Raw genomic sequence first — 19,403 nt, forward strand, 5'->3', positions numbered from 1 at the left:
CGAGCCTGCCCGCACGACAGCCGCGCGAGTCCGGTGTCCGGGCAGACGTCGCGCGGGCTGACGAGGAACGCAGGATCCCGGCCGCGTTGACCAGCACGTCCAGACCGCCGAGCGAGGCGATCGCCGCGGCCACCCCCGCACGTACGGAGGTCTCGTCGGCGATGTCCTACGGTCGTGGTCGGGCCGTACCCTTCTGGGGTGAGCACCAAGCCGCCCTCCTCTCTGACCGAGCGCCGCAAGGCCGCCACCCAGCTCGAGATCGCGCACGCGGCGGCCGAACTCTTCGCCGCGCAGGGCCCGCACGCGACGACCGCCGAGGACATCGCCCGGCATGCCGGGGTCGGGCTGCGGACCTTCTACCGCTACTTCCGCTCGAAGCAGGACGCGGTGAGCCCCTTGCTCGCGGACGGAGCCGACCGGTGGCGGGCCCTGCTGGAGGCGGCCGAGCCGGGAGCCGAGCTTTCCCGGACGCTCCAGACGGCGATCGAGCGGTCACTCGCGGCGCCGGACGAGGAGGCGGCCCAGGCCCTGCTGCGGACCAAGGGGCTGCTGCGGGCGGCGGCCGGCGATCCGGCACTGCGCGCGGTGTGGTACCGCGTGAACCAGGAGTCCGAGGAGCGGCTCGTCCCCGTCGTCGCACGGCTCGCGGGCCCGCGCCTCGAGGCGATCCAGGTGCGCCTGGTGGCGGCGGCGGCCACGGACGCGATCCGGATCGCGCTCGAGACCTGGGCCGCTACGGACGCCGGTGTCGCGGGCGAGGGGTCCCCGGCCACGCTCGCGATCCGCTGCCTGCGGCAACTCCTCGGCGGCGAGCGACTCGCCGGGCCGTGAACCGTACCGGCCGCAGAACGTGTTCGCCCTGGCGGAACCGAGCGGGTTCCGCCAGGGCGGGTCGGCCGCCGTCCACGTGAAGGGGGCGGCCGCACAGGAAGGACGGGTCAGCGGGTGAAGGTGACCCGGCTCTCCTTCAGGGAACCGCAGTTGGAGCCGGACACCTGCACGTACACGTTCTTGATGTGGCCGCCCCAGTCGACGCAGTGGGCCTTGCCGTAGACGTAGGTCGGCCCGGCGTACGAGGTGTACTGCCCGTAGTCCTCGTCACCCTGCTCGGTGTCGGGGACGTAGACCCATGCGGACATCTCCAGGACGGTGCCCGGGGTGCTGCGGATGGTCGCGACGCAGTTCTTGCCGTTCGTCGCGTTGTACGTCAGGTACACGGTGCCCAGCGAGCCGACGGGCGCCGAGTTCACGGTCTTGTAGGCGCTGCCGCAGACCTTCTGCGGTGTGGTGTTGGCCGCGGCGGAGGCGGGTGCCGCCAGGGCGGTCGCGGTCCCCACCGACAGGGCCGCCACCGCGGTGGCGGCCAGGGCGGAACGAGCAAATCTCATATTTCCCCCTTGTGTCTCTTGGAGGTGCTTACTCCTGTCTTGTGTGACCCGCGAGGCATCCAAAGGGTTGCGCCCTTGCTTGCAAGAGATCTACGGCACCGCGCAGTTGAGGGTGTCAGCAGCTCATGGCCGGGGTGTGGGAGTCTCCGCCGTCATCGGCGGCGCCGCTGCAGGAGGCTCGGCGGCACCCCGGGCCGTCCTGCACCGGTCCACCGGCCCGGTCAGCTGAAGACGACCGACCGGAGCTTCAGGCGCTCGCTGCCGTACCCGGTGTACGGGCGCAGCGTGAACGAGTCGCCCGTGCAGTCAGGCCCGGTGTAGACCGTCGCGAAGGCGTCGGTCCGGTTGCGTGGCGAGTGGGCCGGGGAACTGGCCCCGGGATCCGCGACCTCGGGGAGGGTGAGGCACTCCCCGCTGTCCGGGTCCTCCAGCACCCCGATCCGGGGCGTGCCGTCCAGACCGGTGTAGGTGTACTGGAACTGTCCGTCCGCGGCGGAGGCGGAGGCGGGGACGGTGAGCACCAGGGCGAGGGCGCCGAGGGCGGCGGCCGCGGCATGACGAAGACGCATGGGAAAGGTGTCCCTTCACAAGGAGTGACAGCGTGCGGAAGTCACCCTTCCCAGGTCCGGGCCGTCCCTGGGGTCCGCCGGCCGCCGAATCGATCCCGCCTCACCCGAACGGGCCAGCGCCGGGCGGTCCGCCTGGGAGCCGGTGGAAGCCGCTGCGTGGCGGCCCGTTGTCAGTGGCTCCCCTTACGGTTCGAAGCAGTCGGGGCCTGCCGGAACGGTGGCGGGTCCGTCCTGGGGAGGGGTCTGTCATGTCCACGGCGTCCACGGTGTCGACGACGTATCTGGAGCTGTCGCAGGAAGGCGGTGGCGCCCACAAGTTCTACGAAGTCACCGTCGCCGGGCCGGTGGTGACGGTGCGGTACGGACGGATCGGTGCCGCCGGGCAGACCCAGACGACGACGTTCCCCACCGTGGAGAAGGCGCAGGCCGCCGCGGCGAAGAAGGTGGGGGAGAAGGTCCGCAAGGGATACGCCCCGGCCGTCCAGGGGCAGCGTGCCCCGCGCGCGGTGACCCGGCGTCAGGTCAGTTCCGCCCCGTCCACCGCGCGGGCCGTGGCACCCGTGCTGTGGCGGTTCCGCACCGGCTCCGCGGCGTTCGGCATCCATGTGGACGACGAGCGCTGCTGGGTGGGCAACCAGGCCGGTGACGTCTACACCCTGGACCACGAGGGCGGCGTCCTGGCCCGGTTCAGCCTGCCGGACGGCGTGAAGTGCCTGGTCGCCGACGACTTCTGGATCTACGCGGGCTGCGACGACGGCAAGGTCTACGACCTCTCCTCCAAGCTGCCGTACGCCGCGTACGACATCGCCGCCGACGTCGACATCTTCTGGCTGGACATCCACGAGGGCATCCTGAACGTCTCGGACCGCGACGGCCGGCTCACCGTCATCGACCACGAGGACGAACACCAGTGGGCCCGCCGCAGCCAGGGCGAGCACGCCTGGATGGTCCGTGCCGACGACCGGGCGGTCTACCACGGTCACCACTCGGGCGTCACCGCCTACGCCCCGGACGGCAGCGGCGAGTTGTGGCACACGCCCACCCGGGGCGGTGTCCTCTTCGGCTGGCAGGAGGACGACGCCGTGTACGCGGGCACCGCGCACCGCGTGGTCCAGCGGCTGTCGAAGAGGAGCGGTGCGATCGAGGCGACGTACTCCTGCGACAGCGCCGTGTACTCGTGCGCCACCTCGCCCGGCGGGCGGTTCGTCTTCGCCGGGGACGCGGCCTCGTCCGTGTACTGCTTCGACCGGGACGGTACGCGGCTGTGGAAGCTCGGGACGGGCGGTGGCTCGGCACTGTCGATGCAGTACCGCGACGAGCGCCTGTACCTGGTGACCACGGACGGCTCGCTGGTGTGCGTGGACGCGAGCGAGGCGGCCATCTCGGCGGCCCAGCAGGGCTCGGTGCCGGTCGTGCGGGACGTCAAGCTCGCCGCCGCCCTGCCGACCTACGCGCCCGCCACGGCCGTGGCCGCGGTCACCACCGTGGCCACGGCTCCGGCCGGAGCGGTCGTGGTCGAATGCGTCCAGGAGGCCGGCCGGCTGCGGGTGCACGTGGTGTCCGCGGGCTACGAGTCCTCCTGGAACGTCCAGTTCCCGCGCGCGATACGCGAGCCCGGCGCACGCTACGTCGTGGACGCCCTGCACCCGGCAGCAGGCGGCTTCTACCGCGTCCGCGGCGACATCCGCCGCCTGCTGTGACGGCACATCACCCCACAGTCCCCAACGACCGGCAGGCCACCGCCCGCTCAGCGGCGCCGCCTCCTCCGGTCGGCTCCACCCGGTACAGACGTGACCCCGCCCTCCTGGTCACCGCCTCCTCCAGACGGCCGTCCACGAAGAGGACACCCACACCGTCCTCCACGGCCCAGCCGGCGGGCAGCTCACCGTCGGCCACGGCCCGCCGTCGTAGTGCGGGCACACGGATCCCGCCAGGAGCCCGAGCCCTCCCGCAAGTACGTCAGGGGACCGAAGGAGTCGGTAGGGGAGGACTCGGCCCAGCAGTCGGCACCGGCGCTGATCCCGCACAGCAGTGTTCCGTTGCCGTCCCCGCTGGCCGTGGGGACGAAGCAGACCTTCGGGCGGGGCCGCCGGGTGTGGGTGAGCAGCCAGTCGTCCAGCAGGTCGTCCGCGTCCGTGGAGAAGCCCCCCCCGAGCAGCACCACACGACGAGCCGGAGCGATCGCCACGGACGGCCTCCTCGGGGGACGGGCGGCAGGGAGCCGACGGTACCCCGGACCCTGCTGCGGCGAAGGTCCGGCCGCAACCGAATAGTCGTCCGGCGGCTGTCCCGACGGCAGGTCAGGGGTGGGAGGCCGTCGCCCGCTTCATCACCTCCCGGGTGGTCGCGAGGGCGGCGGTGCGGTCCTGGGGGATCAGGCCGATGCGGGTGCGTCGGTCCAGGAGGTCCGATTCGTCCAGGGCGCCCTCGTGCAGTACCGCCCACAGGAGTTCGGCCCGGGTGACCGGCTGGCCCGGGAGCACCGGCTCCGCGAGGGCGGGGTCCTGTGCCGCGAGGGCGTGGACCGCCATGGCCTCGGTGCCGTAGCGGCGGAGCAGGCGGTGCGGTGCGGGCAGGGCGCGCAGCCGCTCGGGTGCGGCGGCGCCGACCAGCGGCAGCGTGGCGGTGGGGGAGGGGGCGGCGTGCAGGCCCCGGGCCCCGGCCGCGGCGTCCACGGCGTCCTGCGCCATGCGCCGGTAGGTCGTGAGCTTGCCGCCGACCACCGTGGTGACACCGTCGGACGAGGTCAGCACCGCGTGCCGGCGGGAGACGTCGGAGGTACGCGCCGGTGTCCCCTCGGTGTCCTCGTGCCCGGACATGTCCAGCAGCGGGCGCAGCCCGGCGAAGGCGCCGACGACCTCGTCCCGGGCCACCGGCACGTCCAGGACCGAGCCGAGCACGTCCAGCAGGAAGCCGATGTCGGTCTCCGGGACCTCCGGCACGTCGGGTATCCCGCCCTCGACCGGCTCGTCGGTGAGGCCGACGTAGACCCGACCGTCACCCTGCGGCAGGACCAGCACGAAACGGTTGGTCTCGCCGGGGATGGGGATGTGCAGACCGGCGGGCAGGGCGCCGAGCCGTTCCGAGCGCAGGACCAGGTGCGTGCCGCGGGAGGGCCGGATCCGGATGCCGTCGACGAGGGCGCCCGCCCACACACCAGTGGCGTTGATCACGGCGCGGGCCCTGATCTCGCCCTCCTCGCCGGTGACTTCGTCGCGGATCCGGGCGCCGCTCCCGGTCAGCTCCAGCACCCGGACCCGGGTCAGCACGCGGGCGCCGTGCGCGGCGGCCGTCCGGGCCAGGGCGGTCACCAGACGCGCGTCGTCGGTCACCTTGCCGTCCCAGGACAGCAGTCCGCCGCGCAGCCCGGCCGCGCGCACCGCGGGCGCCAGGTGCCGCGCCTCCGTCCCCGAGAGCCGGCGCGGGGCGGGCAGCACCTGCCGCGGCGTCCGGGCGGCCAGCCGCAGCACGTCCCCGGCCCGGAACCCGGCCCACGCCAGCGACGCCTGCGCCCTCGACACCAGCGGGGTCAGCGGCAGCACGAACGGCTGCGCGGCCACGAGATGCGGGGCCGTACGGGTCATCAGCACCCCGCGCTCGACCGCACTCTCGTGCGCCACGTCGAACTGCGCGGAGGCCAGATACCGCAGCCCTCCGTGGATGAGCTTCGAACTCCACCGGGAGGTGCCGAACGCCAGGTCGTGGGCGTCCACCGCGACGACGTCCAGTCCGCGGGCGGCCGCGTCCAGGGCGGCCCCGGCCCCCGTGGCACCGAGCCCGACGACCAGGACGTCGGCGACCCTGCCGTCCGCGGCCTCGGCCAGTTCCCGGGTCCGCCGGGGTGCGCTCAGGGACGAGCCGGGTGCGGCCTCGGTGTGGCTCATGGCGTCAGGGTCCTCTCCAGAAGGGTGCGCAGTTCGCCGAGGAAGGCGGCCGAGTCCAGCTCCGGGTCGTCCTCGTCGGTCATCGTGCGCAGGGACAGGGTGAAGGACTGCACGGTCAGCAGCAGGGCCCGGGCCTGCCGTTCGACGTGGCCGGGGCGTACGGAGCCGTCGGCGTGGCCCTCGCGCAGGGCATCGGCCAGCAGCGCCAGCAGCGCCTCCTGGCTCGTACCCCGCCGGTCGAGGACGTAGGGGAGCAGCAGTTCCGGATCGACGTCGACGATCTTGCGGAAGAGCGGGTGCGCCCGGAACGCCTCGACCCCGGCCACCAGTCCGTCCACGATCCGGGCGCGTGTACGGGTGCCGGGGGCGGGCTCGGGGATCGCCCGGGTGGCCACGCCGATCCACTCGCGGGTCATCAGATCGCCCACCAGGGCCCGCAGATCGGGCCAGCGCCGGTACAGCGTCATCCGGGAGACGCCGGCGCGGCGGGCCACGTCGGCGAGCGTGGTGCGGCGCACCCCGACGGCCAGCACGCAGTCGCGCACCGCGTCGAGCACATGATCGCTGTCCGAACCGTTGTGACGAATAGGCGTCATGTGTCACAGTGTAACGCCCCGGCCGTCGGGCGGAAGCCGCGGACCGCCCTCCGCAGCCCGGGGTACGGCCGCGGAGCCGCCGCGCGAACCGAGCACACCGACCTGTGAGGACGACCGTTCAATGGACATGCTGTGGAACGGCTGGGGCGACCCGGCCAAGGCGGCACCGCTGCCCGACACGGTGACGGCACTGCTGCGCGACCTGCTCGGCGTCAAGCCGCGCAGCACACCCGCACTCGCCCTCGAAGACCTCCGCCCGCCCGCGCCCACGGCCGACCCCGCCGCGCTCGAGGCACTCGCCGAGGCCGTCGGCGGCGAGGAGCACGTCCGCACGGACGCGGAGAGCCGCATCCGGCACACCCGCGGCAAGTCCACCCCCGACCTGCTGCGCATCCGTGCCGGCGATTTCTCGGACGTCCCCCAGGCCGTGGTCCTGCCCGCCTCGCACGACGCCGTCCTCGCCGTGCTGCGCGCCTGCGCCGCACACGGCCTGGCCGTCGTGCCCTTCGGCGGCGGCACGTCGGTCGTGGGCGGACTCGCACCCCAGCGCAGCGCGTTCGTCGCCCTGGACCTGCGCCGCATGAACGGCCTGCTCGACCTGGACCCCGTCTCGCGCACCGCCGTCCTCCAGCCCGGCCTGCGGGCCCCGGAGGCCGAGGCCCTGCTCGCCGAACACGGCTTCACCCTCGGCCACTTCCCGCAGTCCTTCGAGTGGGCGACCATCGGAGGCTTCGCCGCCGCCCGCTCCAGCGGTCAGGCCTCCGCCGGATACGGCCGCTTCGACGAGATGGTGCTCGGCCTGACCCTCGCCACCCCCGAGGGCACCCTCGAGACCGGCCGCGCCCCCCGCTCGGCCGCCGGACCCGACCTGCGCCAGCTGATCCTCGGCTCGGAGGGCGCCTTCGGCGTCATCACCTCCGTGACCGTACGGATCCGCCCGGTGCCGCAGGTACGGGTGTACGAGGGCTGGCGGTTCGCCTCGTTCGAGGAGGGAGCCGCCGCACTGCGCAGGCTCGCCCAGGACGGGCCCCGGCCGACCGTCCTGCGCCTGTCGGACGAGACCGAGACACTCATCGGCCTGGCCCAGCCCGACGCGATCGGCGGCGACCTGGCGCAGAGCGACGCCGGATGCCTGGCGATCACCGGCTACGAGGGCACCGCCGAGGACACCGCGCAGCGCCGCGAGCAGGCGGCGGCCGTCCTGACGTCCTGCGGCGGCACCCTGGTCGGCGCCGAACCGGGCGAACGCTGGGCCCACGGCCGCTACTCCGCGCCGTACCTGCGCGACGCCCTGCTCGACGTGGGCGCCTTCGCCGAGACGCTGGAGACCGCGGCCTTCTGGTCCCGCATCCCCGAGCTGTACGCGGCCGTCCGCACCGCGCTCACCGACACGCTCACCCAGGCGGGCACACCGCCCCTGGTGATGTGTCACATCTCCCACGTGTACGAGAACGGCGCCTCGCTGTACTTCACCGTCGTCAGTGCCCAGGGCGAGGACCCGGTGGCCCACTGGGCCCCCGCCAAGCACGCGGCCAACGAGGCCGTGCTGGCGGCCGGCGGCACCATCTCCCACCACCACGGGGTCGGCACCGACCACCGCGACTGGTACGTCCGCGAAGCCGGCCCGCTCGGCATCTCCGCCCTGCGCGCCGTGAAACGCCGCCTGGACCCCGAGGGCATGCTCAACCCCGGCGTCCTGCTGCCCACCGACTGACCCTCGGGCTCCGCCCCGACCGACCCTCGGGCTCCGCCCGGACCGACCCACCGGTTCCACCCGGACCGTTCCACCGGATCCGCCCGGACGACCCACCGGATCCGCCTGCCTCGGAGGCACACCGATGCGACAGTTCACCGCCGTCGTCAACCCCACCGCGGGCGGCTCCACCGGGGCGGCGACCCTGCTCCACCTGGCCCGGCTGCTCCGCGAGTCCGGAGCCGAGCTGGAGACGGAGTACAGCCACAGCCTGGCCCACGCCCAGGACATCGCGCTCCGGGCCGGTGAGCGCGGCCGGATCGTCCTCGCCGTCGGCGGCGACGGGATCGCCGGCGGTATCGGCGGCGCGCTCAGTGGCACCGGAACGGTCCTGGGGCTCGTACCCGCCGGACGCGGCAACGACTTCGCCCGCGCCCTGGACCTGCCCGCCGACCCCGGCGCACTCGCCCGCATCCTGCTGGACGCCGAGCCCAGGGCGGTCGACACCATCGAGGTGGAGTCGGCCGTCCACCGGCGCACGGTGGTCCTGGGCAGCGTCTACGCCGGCGTCGACGCGCTGGCCAACCGGCACGCCAACAACGCCCGGTTGCTGCGCGGCGCCGCCTCTTACTACGCGGGCGGCCTGCGCGCCGTCACCACCTGGCGGCCGGCCGACTACCGGGTCACCGTCGACGGCGAGGAGCACCGCCACCGCGGCTACACCGTCGTCGCGGCCAACTCCCCCTACTACGGCTCCGGTCGGCTCATCGCCCCGGACGCACGGGTCGACGACGGACTGCTCGACATCGTCATGATCCGCGAGGCGCCGCGCCGGCTCTTCTTCGCCCTCATGAACGAACTGAAGACCGGCGCCCACATCCGCCGCCCCGAAGTACGCGTCCTGCGCGGCAAGGAGATCCGCATCGAGGCCACCCGGCCGGTCCCGTACGGTGCCGACGGCGAGGTGGAGGCCACCTTGCCGGTGACCCTGCGGGTCCGCCCCGCGGACCTGCAGGTGCTGTACTGACCACCGCCCACCGCTCCGGAGCAGGTGCGGGAGTGCCGAGTCCGCACCCACCCCCGGCAGACCGACGGAATCGGAGGGTGCGGCACCGCCCGCCCCTGGGTAGGGGAGGAGTGCCTGGCAACCGGCCAGGGGAGGGGCGGGCGGTCATGACGCTGGAACACGCCGAGGGCGTGGTGCAGGCGGTCGTTCTGTACGACGGACGGCTGCTGCTGGTGCGAGGGAGCGACGGCTGGGAACTGCCGTCGGGCCGACCGCAACCGGCCGAGTCGCCGGCGGCCACCGCGGCGCGCGTCGTCTACGAACTCACCGGCTACCTCGTCGACGGCACCGAGACGCTGAGGGCGCACGGCGCGGCGCCCTCGGACGGAGTGCCCGCGGTGGTGTGCCAGTTGCTGAGCGAGTCCCCGTCGGACGGAGCGAGTCTCACGCCGGAGCGGCTGCGCTGGGCCGCGGCAGCGGAGACCGCCGCCGCCGCACTGCCGGCGGCCGTGCGTGAGTACCTCCGGGGCCACACGCCGGTGTGACAGCACCTGCCGGCCGACCGGATCACCGGTCCGCCGCCGGATCGGGGACACCCGAAAGGAACCGCTGCCGGTCCACGATCACCCGCTCGATCTCGCCGGTGGCGACCAGCCGGCCCGACCCGTCGACGGCCCGCACCGGGAAGACGAGCCGTCCTCCCGCCTCGGCGGACGGACGTTCGGCGGTCACCTCCACCCGGCCGCCCACCCGCGTGGCACGCACATGCTCGACCCGGACCGCCGTCCCGACGGTGGTCCGGCCCGGCTCGACGAGGCAGGCCGCGGCCCGCACGGTCGCCGCCTCCAGCCACGCGATCAGCCGCGGGGTGGCCAGAACGGGCACATCTCCGCTGCCCACCGCCACCGCGGTGTCCGCGTCGGTCACTTCATGAAGCATCCGACCACGCTAGAGCCGCGGCGCCGTCAGACGGCGTCGGCGCCCCGACGCGGTCGAGTCGGCGTCGTGTCAGTAGCCGGCCGGCAGCCGCTCCAGCAGGAGATGGGCACGCCGCTCGGCGGCGGCGACCGTCCCCGGATCGGTGCCCGCCGGCCCCCGCTCGCCGGGCCGCCGCGTCGTCGGCCTCCCGCAGTTCCACGACGTCCGGCACCAGACGCACCTGGACCAGGGGACGCGTCGGCCGACCGGGGGCGGCCGGCGTCCGCTCCGCCCGCTCGACCGCCTCGCCGCACGTGGCGAGCGCCCGCTGCCGGGGCGATGGGGGCGGCGGTGTCCGCCGCGAGCGGCCCGGGCTGCCGACCGGCCTGGGTGCTCGCGCCCCCGGGCCGCCACGGCCCGGGTCCGGGCACGGCCCAGCCGTCCCTGGCGGCGGTGGCGAACGGCGGCAGGTCAGTGAATGCGACGAGCGGCAGGGCCAGGGCATGGCCGGGCGCGTCGGCCGGGGTGCGGGGGACGGTGGGCAGCGGGCTCCCGGCACAGGTACGGGCGATCGCCCGGGACCGCTCCCAGGCCCCGGCGGGCGTGTGCGTGCCGTCCGCGTCCGTCGTTACTGCCCCCGACGCGCATCGCGGCCGGGATCCGCTGCCCCCACGACGATGGGTTCGCCCTCCGGCGTCAGGCCCTCGAACGTGCGGCCGCGCCGCACCAGCGGCACACAAGCTGCTCCTCCGGCTTGCGCAGTGCCTCCGGCAAGGCAGGCTGGGACTCGAGTGGGTGAAACAGCACGTGACGGGTCTGGCGGACCGCCTCTCGGAAAGTCAGGCCCGACTCCGCAGGAGGAGGCGCACCCCGTGATCGAGCCGCAGCCCGTCGTCGTCCCGCCCGCCAGGGCCGCCGTGTTCCTCGTCGCCACCATCGCACCGGGCGGTGAGGAAGCGGTCCGCGACCTGCTCGAGGACGTCTCGGGCCTGCGCCGCTCGGTCGCCTTCCGCGCCCCCGCCCAGGACCTGAGCTGCGTCGTCGGCATCGGCTCTGCGGCCTGGGACCGGCTCTTCGACGGGCCGCGCCCCCGGGACCTGCACCCCTTCGTCGAGCAGGCGGGCCCGCACCACCGAGCCCCGGGCACACCCGGTGACCTCCTGTTCCATGTGCGGGCCCAGCGCATGGACCTCTGTTTCGAACTGGCCCGGCTGCTGGGCGAGCGGCTCGACGGAGCGGCCACCGTGGTCGACGAAGTGCACGGCTTCAAGTTCTTCGACGAACGGGACCTGCTCGGATTCGTGGACGGCAGTGAGAACCCCGAAGGGCGGCTCGCGACCGAAGCGGTGTTCATCGGCGACGAGGACGCGGATTTCCGCGGGGGAAGCTATGTGACCGTCCAGAAGTACCTGCACGACATGGCGGCCTGGAACGCCCTCCCGGCCGACGAACAGGAAAAGGTCATCGGACGCACCAAGCAGGCCAACATCGAACTCGCCGACGACGTGAAACCCGCCGACTCGCACGTCGCCCTCAACACCGTCGTCGACGAGGACGGCGACGAACGCAAGATCGTGCGCGAGAACATGCCGTTCGGGAACATCGCGAGAGGCGAGTTCGGCACCTACTTCATCGGCTATGCCCGTACTCCCGATGTCACGGAGGAAATGCTGAGGAACATGTTCCGCGGCAGGCGACCGGGCCACCACGACCGGATCCTCGACTTCTCGGTCCCGGTCACGGGCTGCCTCTTCCACGTGCCGACCCTGACGTTTCTCGACGACCTTCCCGCCGCCCCCCGGCCCTGACCCCACGGCGCCGAATCGAGGGCGCAGGCCCCGGCTTGCGAGGCGATGCACACCGGGGTTCAGTGAGTACGGACCCCCTCGCGCACCAGGAGCTGTGATGTCGATGTCGTTCGGTGCACCCTTCGGTTCGTCGGATCCGTTCAGTGAGTTGTTCAATCGCTTCTTCGGCATGTCTCCGGCGTCCTCGCCCCCCGCGGTGCAGCGCGTGCCCATCGGACGGCTGCTGACGGAGTCCTCACAGCAACTGCTCAACCTGGCCGCGCAACGGGCCGTCGAGGACGGAACGTCCGACCTCGACACCGATCACCTGCTCTGGGCGGCCACCCAGGTCGACCCGTCGCGCAGGCTCCTCGGCCAGGTGGGTGTCGACCCCGACAGCCTCGCCTCCGAGATCGTCAAGGTCCTCCCGCGTGAGTCCGGCGAGCCCTCCGCGCGGCCGGGGCTCACCCCGGCGGCCAAGCGCACACTGAGTGCCGCCTTCGCCCAGTCACAGGCCTCCGGCGTGTCCTACATCGGCCCCGAGCACATCCTCGGCGCCCTGCTCGGCGACAGCGACACGGGCGCCGCCCGGCTGCTGCGCGCCGAGGGCATGGACACACAGCGGCTCGCGAGCCTCGCCGAACAGGCGCCCCGCACCGAGGGACCCGCCACCGAACGGAAGAAGCCGCCCACGACACTCGACGAGTTCGGCCGGGACCTGACCGACGAGGCGAAGGCCGGCAAGCTCGACCCGGTGGTCGGGCGGGCCGAGGAGATCGAGCAGACCGTCGAGGTCCTCTCCCGGCGTTCCAAGAACAACCCCGTGCTCATCGGCGAACCCGGCGTCGGCAAGACCGCCATCGTCGAGGGACTGGCCCAGCGCATCGTGGCGGGCGAGGTCCCCGAGAGCCTCAAGGGCAAACGGGTCGTCGCCCTGGACCTGTCGGGCATGGTGGCCGGTGCGCAGTACCGCGGACAGTTCGAGGAACGGATGAAGAAGGTCATCGAGGACGTCCAGGCGGCCGGTGGCGAGATCATCCTGTTCATCGACGAACTGCACACGGTCGTCGGTGCCGGAGCGACCGGCGAGGGCGCCATGGACGCGGGCAACATGCTCAAGCCCGCACTCGCGCGCGGCGAACTGCATGTCGTGGGGGCCACGACCATCGACGAATACCGCAAGTACATCGAGAAGGACGCCGCTCTGGAGCGCCGGTTCCAGCCCGTGATGGTCCCGGAGCCCACCGTCGAGGAGACGGTGCAGATCCTGGAGGGCCTGCGCGACTCCTACGAGGCACACCACCAAGTCCGCTTCGACGACGAGGCGTTGGTGGCCGCCGCCGAACTGTCCGACCGGTACGTCACCGACCGGTTCCTGCCCGACAAGGCGATCGACGTGATGGACCAGGCGGGCGCCCGGGTGCGCCTGCGCAGCGCCGGCCGCTCCACCGAGGTCGTCAGCGGCGAGGACCGTCTCGCCAAGCTCCGCCGGGAACTCGAACAGGCCGTCTCCGCAGAGGACTTCGAGAAGGCCTCGGAACTGAAGCGGGAGATCACCCAGGCCGAGGGCGAACTCGCCGGCATCGAGGAGCGCCGGGAAGGCGTCGTCTCGGTCACGGCCTCCGACATCGCGGACGTCGTCTCCCGCCGCACGGGCATCCCGGTCTCCCAGCTCACCGCCAGCGAGAAGGAGAAACTCCTCCGACTGGAAGAGGAGATGCACGCCCGGATCGTCGGCCAGGACGAGGCCGTCACCGCCGTCTCCCAGGCCGTGCGCCGCAACCGCGCGGGCATGGGCGACCCGAACCGGCCCGTGGGATCGTTCCTCTTCCTCGGGCCCACCGGTGTCGGGAAGACCGAACTGGCCAAGACCCTCGCCGCCCTGCTGTTCGGCGACGAGGACCGCATGATCCGCTTCGACATGAGCGAGTTCCAGGAGAAGCACACCGTGGCCCGGCTCGTCGGCGCCCCTCCCGGGTACGTCGGCTACGAGGAAGCGGGCCAGCTCACCGAGAAGGTGCGCCGCCGGCCCTACAGCGTGGTGCTGTTCGACGAGGTGGAGAAGGCCCACCCCGACATCTTCAACACGCTGCTGCAGATCCTCGACGACGGCCGCCTGACCGACGCCCAGGGCCGCACCGTCGACTTCCGGCACTGCGTCGTCATCATGACGTCCAACATCGGCGCGCACCGCATCCTCGACCACAAGGGCGATGTGTCCGACCTCAAGGACGCGTTGATGGAGGACCTGCGGTCCCGGTTCCTGCCGGAGTTCCTCAACCGCATCGACGACATCATCATCTTCCATGGCCTGACCCAGGAAGACCTCGGGCAGATCGTCGAACACCTGCTGGACCGGAGCAAGCGCCGGGTGCGCGCCCAGGGTCTGAAGCTCGAGGTCACGGAAGCGGCCAAGAAACTCCTCATCGCGCACGGCCACCAGCCCGAGTTCGGTGCCCGTCCGCTGCGCCGCACGATCCAGGCGGAACTCGACAACCGCATCGCCACACTGCTGCTCGGCGGTGAGGCCGACCCCGGGGACACGATCGTCGCCGACGTGCGCGACGACTCGCTGCACTGCCTGGTACGGAAGAACGACGACGGCGAACCGCCCGACGCGGGCGGCGCGCAGACCGGGACCTGAGGCGCGCGATCAGCCGCGGTCGCCGGTGGACGCTCCGATCGACACCACGACCGCGGTGGCGTGTCCGTCCGGAGTGTCGTAGTGCACGGAGTCGCCCGGGCGGCGCCCCATCAGGGCGCGGCCGAGCGGGCTCTCGGTGGTGACCAGCGTCTGGTCCAGAGCCTCGGCGATCTCGCCGACCTGCAGCGTTTCCTGGGAGCCGTCCGAGAAGCGGACGGTGACCGTGCTGCCCACGCCGACCGCGTCGGTGGCGGCCGGACCGGCCATGTCCGCTTGGCGCAGCCGCTCGGTGATGTCGTCCATACGGCGGTCCAGGCGGTCCAGCCGATCGGCGCGCTGCAACTCGTCGGCCTGATCGGCGCGGTCGCCGACGTCGGGGGTGTCCCGCAGCGTTCCGGCGACCAGCCGGCGCTCGTCGCGCAGGTCGGCCAGCTCCTGTTCCAGCGCCCGGCGGGCCTCGGCGCTGATCGGCTCGGGCTCACCGGTCATCTCTGCTCCTCCGCTGGAGACGGGACAGCCGGACGAAGATCAATGAGTCCGACATGTCGGATCATACCCATGAGGCGGGGCTCCGGTAGAGGTGCGAAACATCCGGAGATACGGTGTTTGTCGATACGCGCTCCGGAGCCGGACCCCGGAGCGGAGAACCCCGCCCGTTTCCCGTTCAGGAGGTTCCCATGTCCTCGAAGCGACGTCGCAAGAAGAAGTCCCGGCGCAAGCACAACGCGAACCACGGACGCCGTCCCCAGTGCTGAGCTGCCGGAGCGAGGAGCCCCTCGTGAAGCACGTCCGGGCCACCGTCACCGCGGCCGCCTGACGGCGAAGCACCGCCGGTCGTCCGTCTGCGGCCGTCGGTTTGGAGGGTGGGCGCCTGCACCGGCAGACTCATCCCCGTGACCTCCACGACGCCGCACGGACAGGCACCCTCCGCGTCCACCCACGGCCCGGGCCCGGGGCTGCCGTCCGCCGAGGCCCCGGCATGACGTCCGCGGTCGTCGTCGGCGGCGGCCCCAACGGCCTCGCCGCCGCGGCCCTCCTCGCGAAAGCAGGACTCGACGTCACGCTGCTGGAGGCCGCGGACGAGACCGGAGGCGGCACCCGGAGCCACGAGGCGATCCGGCCGGGACTGCTGCACGACCACTGCTCGGCCGTCCACCCCATGGCCGTCACCTCGCCCGCCCTGCGGGCACTGGACCTGGAACGCCACGGGCTGCGCTGGCGGACGGCGGACATCGACTGCGTCCACCCGCTGGACGACGGCGGCGCCGGGGTCCTGCTGCGGTCCGTCGAGGAGACCGCCCGCATGCTCGGCGCCGACGGCGACCGCTACCGGGCCCTGGTCGCACCCTCGGTACGTCACTGGGACGCCCTCGCCCAGGACGTGCTGCGCCCCCTCCTGCGCGTCCCCTCGCACCCGCTGCTCCTCGCGCGCTTCGGCCTGCCGACCACCCTGCCGGCCACCGCCCTCGCCCGCCTCTTCACCACGGCCCAGGCGCGGGCGCTGTGGGCCGGAGTCGCCGCGCACGCGTTCCGCCCCCTGAACCGGCCGCTCACCTCGGCGATCGGACTGGGCATCCTCACCGCCGGCCACGCCGCCGGATGGGCCGTCGCCGAAGGAGGGTCACAGGCCATCGCCCGCAGCATGGAGAGCGTGCTGCGCAAGCACGGCGGCACGATCCACACCGGCGTCCGGGTCACCGACCACCGGCAGATCCCGCCCGCCGACGTGACCGTCCTCGACCTCGACCCCGGCCAGGTCGCCACCGTCTACGGCGACCGGCTGCCGCGCCGGGTACGAGCCGCCTACCGACGCTTCCGCCGGGCCCCCGCGGCCTTCAAGATCGACCTGGCCGTGGCAGGCGGCATCCCCTGGCGCAACGAGCACGCCCGCCGGGCCGGCACCGTGCACCTGGGCGGTCCGCTCGCCGAGGTGGCGCGGGCGGAGCGGGACGTGGCGGCCGGCCGGATGCCCGAGCGTCCCTTCGTCCTGGTCGGCCAGCAGTACCTCGCGGACCCGTCCCGGTCGGTCGGCGACGTGCATCCGGTCTGGGCCTACGCCCACGTCCCCCACGGCTACGACCAGGACGCCACGGAGGCGATCCTGCGGCAGCTCGAACGCTTCGCCCCCGGCGTCCGGGAACGCATCCTCGGCACGCGCGCGACCGGCCCCGCCGACTTCGCCGACGCCAACCCCAACTTCGCGGGCGGCGACATCGTGACCGGAGCCAAGACCGTCCCCCAGCTCGTCCTCGGCGCCCGTCCCACCCTCGCGCCGTACTCCACCGGCCTGCCCGGGGTGTTCCTCTGCTCGGCCGCCACCCCGCCCGGCCCCGGCGCCCACGGCATGTGCGGCGCCGGAGCGGCGGCAGCCGCCCTGCGGCACCTGGGAGTCCGCGCCGCCTGACCGCCGAGTACCGCGCAGGTTGTACGCCGCGCGGCACTACCGCGGCCGGTGGAGCCGGACATCAACTTCCGGGTTGGCGACGCGCGTGAGCCTGATCCGTAACTTGTGTGGCGTGCCGTGAGGCACCCGACACACAGGGGGAAGGAACACGATGCGAACCAACCTGGTCACGAGGACGCTCCTCGCCACCACGACCGTCGCGGCCCTCGCCGCAGGCAGCCTCGCCGCCGCGGGCACCAGCTTCGCCGCACCCGCGGCCGCCCACCCGGCGGTGACCACCGAGGCCGTCACCCCGCAGGCGGTGAACAACCTCGGCCTCAGCACCGCCCAGGCGAAGAAGGTCCAGCGCTGGCTGAAGACCTACTGGCACTACACCGGCTCCGTCGACGGCAAGCTCGGCACCAACAGCTGGAAGGCGTTCCAGCGCTGCCTGAAGAAGTACTGGGGTTACACCGGCCCGATAGACGGCGTCGTCGGCAAGGGCACGGTCAAGGGCCTGCAGCGCCTCCTGAAGAGCGGCTACGGCTACACGGGCCGGATCGACGGCATCGCCGGCTCGGGCACCAAGGCCGCCTTCAAGCGCTTCGCCGACGCCCACTGATCACCACCGGGACGCTGTGACCCGAACGCCCTCCACCCCCGATCCGGACGGGGGCGGAGGGCGACGGATCAGGGATGGAGCTTCTTCCGCTCGGCGAGCATGGCGACGAACTTCTCGATACGGGACGCCCGGGTCTCCGGCTTCCTGGCGTCCTCGACCCGGTAGAGGATCGCGTACCGGTTGCGGCTGTCCAAAGTGGCGAAGAAGTCGCGGGCGGCCGGTGCCGCGTCCAGGGCAGCCCGGAGGTCGTCGGGCACCGTCGCCCTGCTCTGCGCCGTGTACGCCGCCTCCCAGCGGCCGTCCGCCCTGGCCTTCTCCACCTCGCGCAGCCCGGCGGGACGCATCCGGCCCTGCTCGATCAGAGCCGTGGCCTTCTCCCGGTTCACCTGCGACCACTTGCTGCCCTTCCGCCGCGGCGTGAACCGCTGCAGCCAGCGCCGCTCGTCCAGCTTCTTCTTCTGCCCGTCGATCCAGCCATAGCAGAGCGCCGACTCCAGCGCCGTCGCGTAGTCGACCCCGTCGATTCCGGAGCCGCTCCGGGGGATCGTGAACCAGACTCCCCCGACCGCCTCGTGGTTCTCCTCCAACCAGGTCTCCCACGCGTCCTGGGTGGCGAAGGAGAGGACCGGATCCGCCGCTTGCTGTGCTCCTTCAGACATGGCCTTCATGAAAGTCCACCCCCGCGACCGGGTCAACGACCACCTGGGGGGCTTGAGCCGGTGCGGCCGGGTTACCCGGCCCGGTATGGCGAAGCTGCACCTTCCACGGCGAAAAGAGCCGCAGAGCGGCGACGAGGACACGGCGCCGCACGTGCCGGCGCCGGACGAGGCCGGACCCGATCCGGAGGTCGAGCGCGCGGCGCCGGACACCCCCGCGAAACTGCCCGGACGGGCGTGGGTCGCGGTGCTCAAGGGCTCGCTGCGCGAGTTCCGGGACGACGAGCTGACCGACCGGGCCGCCGCCCTGACCTACTACGGCGTCCTGGCCCTGTTCCCGGCGCTGCTGGTGCTGGTCTCGATGCTCGCCATGGCCGGCAGGTCGGTCACCGACAAGGTACTGGCCCAACTGCAGCACTTGGCACCCGGCTCCGCGCGCGACATCGTCACCCGGGCCGTGGAGCAACTGCAGGACAGCGCCGGCATCGGCTCCGTCATGGCCCTGGTCGGCATCGTGCTGGCCGTGTGGTCGGCGTCCGGGTACGTGGCCGCCTTCATCCGCGCCGCCAACGCCGTCTACGACATGCCGGAGGGCCGCCCGGTGTGGAAGATCCTCCCCGTGCGCGTCGGCGTCACGGTGGTGCTGATGGTGCTCGCCGTGGCCAGCGCGCTCATCGTGGTCCTCACCGGCGGCCTGGCCCGCCGGGCCGGACAGGCCCTGGGAATCGGCGACACGGCGCTGACCGTGTGGTCGATCGCGAAATGGCCGGTCCTGGTCCTCCTGGTCACGATGATGATCGCGATCCTGTACTGGGCCGCCCCGAACGCCAAGGTCAAGGGCCTCCGATGGATCACCCCGGGCAGCTTCCTCGCCCTGCTGATCTGGATGATCGCCTCCGCCGGGTTCGCGTTCTACGTCGCGAACTTCGCCTCCTACAACAAGACGTACGGCACCATGGCCGGCGTCATCGTCTTCCTGGTCTGGCTGTGGATCAGCAACCTCGCGATCCTGCTGGGCCTGGAGTTCGACGCGGAGACCGTGCGCCAGCGGGCCATCGCCGGCGGGCATCCACCCCGGGCCGAGCCCTACACCCAGCCGCGCGACACCACGACGTGGGACGAGGAGGACGTACGCCGGCTGGACGAGACGTGATCCCCCCTGCGCAAGCCGGGCACAAGGATGCGCGGGGCGCGCCGGGCCCGGGCCCGGGGGGCCCCACGTCCCGTCCCGCGCCGTCCCCCCCCTCCACCGCGGAA

At 72.9% G+C, this 19,403-nt stretch carries 18 protein-coding genes and 2 pseudogenes; 11 read left to right on the top strand and 9 right to left on the bottom strand.

Annotated features, from left to right (window positions below):
- Positions 1-43: 43 nt before the first annotated feature.
- Positions 44-166 (bottom strand): annotated as a pseudogene (locus tag ACZ5CW_RS24055) (short-chain dehydrogenase); the annotation flags it as partial.
- A gap of 32 nt (positions 167-198) precedes the next feature.
- Between ACZ5CW_RS24055 and ACZ5CW_RS24060 the strand changes: the two are divergent.
- Positions 199-831, top strand: a complete 633-nt coding sequence (locus tag ACZ5CW_RS24060) for a TetR/AcrR family transcriptional regulator (RefSeq protein ID WP_468604574.1) — start codon at positions 199-201, stop codon at positions 829-831.
- Positions 832-938: 107 nt separating this feature from the next.
- On the opposite strand, the gene ACZ5CW_RS24065 is transcribed toward ACZ5CW_RS24060, so the two are convergent.
- Complete coding sequence (locus ACZ5CW_RS24065) at positions 939-1,388, bottom strand: spore-associated protein (protein WP_468604576.1); 450 nt, start codon at positions 1,386-1,388, stop codon at positions 939-941.
- 221 nt (positions 1,389-1,609) lie between these two features.
- Positions 1,610-1,957: a hypothetical protein gene (locus ACZ5CW_RS24070; RefSeq protein WP_468604578.1), complete on the bottom strand. Its 348-nt coding sequence runs from the start codon at positions 1,955-1,957 to the stop codon at positions 1,610-1,612.
- Between the two features lie 248 nt (positions 1,958-2,205).
- Between ACZ5CW_RS24070 and ACZ5CW_RS24075 the strand changes: the two genes are divergently transcribed.
- Positions 2,206-3,657, top strand: coding sequence for a WGR domain-containing protein (locus ACZ5CW_RS24075; protein WP_468604580.1), 1,452 nt, complete (start codon positions 2,206-2,208; stop codon positions 3,655-3,657).
- Between the two features lie 7 nt (positions 3,658-3,664).
- On the opposite strand, the pseudogene ACZ5CW_RS24080 reads toward ACZ5CW_RS24075, so the two are convergent.
- The 3 genes and pseudogenes from ACZ5CW_RS24080 to ACZ5CW_RS24090 all read right to left on the bottom strand — a co-directional run bounded on the left by ACZ5CW_RS24080 (position 3,665) and on the right by ACZ5CW_RS24090 (position 6,437).
- Positions 3,665-4,145: pseudogene (locus tag ACZ5CW_RS24080) on the bottom strand (Type 1 glutamine amidotransferase-like domain-containing protein).
- Between the two features lie 112 nt (positions 4,146-4,257).
- On the bottom strand, positions 4,258-5,841 hold the full coding sequence (locus tag ACZ5CW_RS24085; RefSeq protein ID WP_468604582.1) for a glycerol-3-phosphate dehydrogenase/oxidase: 1,584 nt from the start codon (positions 5,839-5,841) through the stop codon (positions 4,258-4,260).
- The gene (locus ACZ5CW_RS24090; RefSeq protein ID WP_468604584.1) at positions 5,838-6,437 is read right to left on the bottom strand and encodes a TetR/AcrR family transcriptional regulator; all 600 of its coding nucleotides are present in this window, start codon (positions 6,435-6,437) and stop codon (positions 5,838-5,840) included. The genes ACZ5CW_RS24085 and ACZ5CW_RS24090 overlap by 4 nt, the downstream gene beginning before the upstream one ends.
- 121 nt (positions 6,438-6,558) lie before the next feature.
- Here ACZ5CW_RS24090 and ACZ5CW_RS24095 point away from each other — a divergent pair, with 121 nt between their 5' ends.
- The 3 genes from ACZ5CW_RS24095 to ACZ5CW_RS24105 all read left to right on the top strand — a co-directional run bounded on the left by ACZ5CW_RS24095 (position 6,559) and on the right by ACZ5CW_RS24105 (position 9,681).
- Positions 6,559-8,151, top strand: coding sequence for an FAD-binding oxidoreductase (locus tag ACZ5CW_RS24095; protein WP_468604586.1), 1,593 nt, complete (start codon positions 6,559-6,561; stop codon positions 8,149-8,151).
- Between the two features lie 124 nt (positions 8,152-8,275).
- On the top strand, positions 8,276-9,157 hold the full coding sequence (locus tag ACZ5CW_RS24100) for a YegS/Rv2252/BmrU family lipid kinase (protein WP_468604588.1): 882 nt from the start codon (positions 8,276-8,278) through the stop codon (positions 9,155-9,157).
- A gap of 146 nt (positions 9,158-9,303) precedes the next feature.
- Positions 9,304-9,681, top strand: a complete 378-nt coding sequence (locus tag ACZ5CW_RS24105) for an NUDIX hydrolase (RefSeq protein WP_468604590.1) — start codon at positions 9,304-9,306, stop codon at positions 9,679-9,681.
- A 22-nt stretch (positions 9,682-9,703) separates the two neighbouring features.
- Here the strand turns inward: ACZ5CW_RS24105 and ACZ5CW_RS24110 are convergent, their stop codons facing one another.
- Entirely contained in the window at positions 9,704-10,075 is a 372-nt protein-coding gene (locus tag ACZ5CW_RS24110) for a thioesterase family protein (protein ID WP_468604592.1), read from the bottom strand.
- An 851-nt stretch (positions 10,076-10,926) separates the two neighbouring features.
- Here ACZ5CW_RS24110 and ACZ5CW_RS24115 point away from each other — a divergent pair.
- Both ACZ5CW_RS24115 and ACZ5CW_RS24120 read left to right on the top strand, forming a co-directional pair.
- Entirely contained in the window at positions 10,927-11,862 is a 936-nt protein-coding gene (locus ACZ5CW_RS24115; protein ID WP_468604594.1) for a Dyp-type peroxidase, read from the top strand.
- A gap of 97 nt (positions 11,863-11,959) precedes the next feature.
- The gene (locus tag ACZ5CW_RS24120; protein WP_468604596.1) at positions 11,960-14,485 is read left to right on the top strand and encodes an ATP-dependent Clp protease ATP-binding subunit; all 2,526 of its coding nucleotides are present in this window, start codon (positions 11,960-11,962) and stop codon (positions 14,483-14,485) included.
- Positions 14,486-14,494: 9 nt separating this feature from the next.
- Here the strand turns inward: ACZ5CW_RS24120 and ACZ5CW_RS24125 are convergent, their stop codons facing one another.
- Entirely contained in the window at positions 14,495-14,974 is a 480-nt protein-coding gene (locus tag ACZ5CW_RS24125; RefSeq protein WP_468604598.1) for a GreA/GreB family elongation factor, read from the bottom strand.
- A 188-nt stretch (positions 14,975-15,162) separates the two neighbouring features.
- On the opposite strand from ACZ5CW_RS24125, the gene ACZ5CW_RS24130 reads away from it, so the two are divergent.
- From ACZ5CW_RS24130 to ACZ5CW_RS24140, 3 genes are all read left to right on the top strand, one after another.
- The gene (locus tag ACZ5CW_RS24130) at positions 15,163-15,240 is read left to right on the top strand and encodes a 50S ribosomal protein bL37 (RefSeq protein ID WP_466160972.1); all 78 of its coding nucleotides are present in this window, start codon (positions 15,163-15,165) and stop codon (positions 15,238-15,240) included.
- 224 nt (positions 15,241-15,464) lie between these two features.
- Complete coding sequence (locus ACZ5CW_RS24135; protein WP_468604600.1) at positions 15,465-16,889, top strand: phytoene desaturase family protein; 1,425 nt, start codon at positions 15,465-15,467, stop codon at positions 16,887-16,889.
- A gap of 151 nt (positions 16,890-17,040) precedes the next feature.
- On the top strand, positions 17,041-17,490 hold the full coding sequence (locus tag ACZ5CW_RS24140; protein ID WP_468604602.1) for a peptidoglycan-binding domain-containing protein: 450 nt from the start codon (positions 17,041-17,043) through the stop codon (positions 17,488-17,490).
- Between the two features lie 68 nt (positions 17,491-17,558).
- On the opposite strand, the gene ACZ5CW_RS24145 is transcribed toward ACZ5CW_RS24140, so the two are convergent.
- The gene (locus ACZ5CW_RS24145) at positions 17,559-18,158 is read right to left on the bottom strand and encodes a YdeI/OmpD-associated family protein (protein WP_468604604.1); all 600 of its coding nucleotides are present in this window, start codon (positions 18,156-18,158) and stop codon (positions 17,559-17,561) included.
- A 76-nt stretch (positions 18,159-18,234) separates the two neighbouring features.
- On the opposite strand from ACZ5CW_RS24145, the gene ACZ5CW_RS24150 reads away from it, so the two are divergent.
- Entirely contained in the window at positions 18,235-19,299 is a 1,065-nt protein-coding gene (locus ACZ5CW_RS24150) for a YihY/virulence factor BrkB family protein (RefSeq protein ID WP_468604606.1), read from the top strand.
- The last annotated feature ends 104 nt before the right edge of the window (positions 19,300-19,403 follow it).

This window comes from Streptomyces sp. NPDC031379, assembly GCF_055569615.1.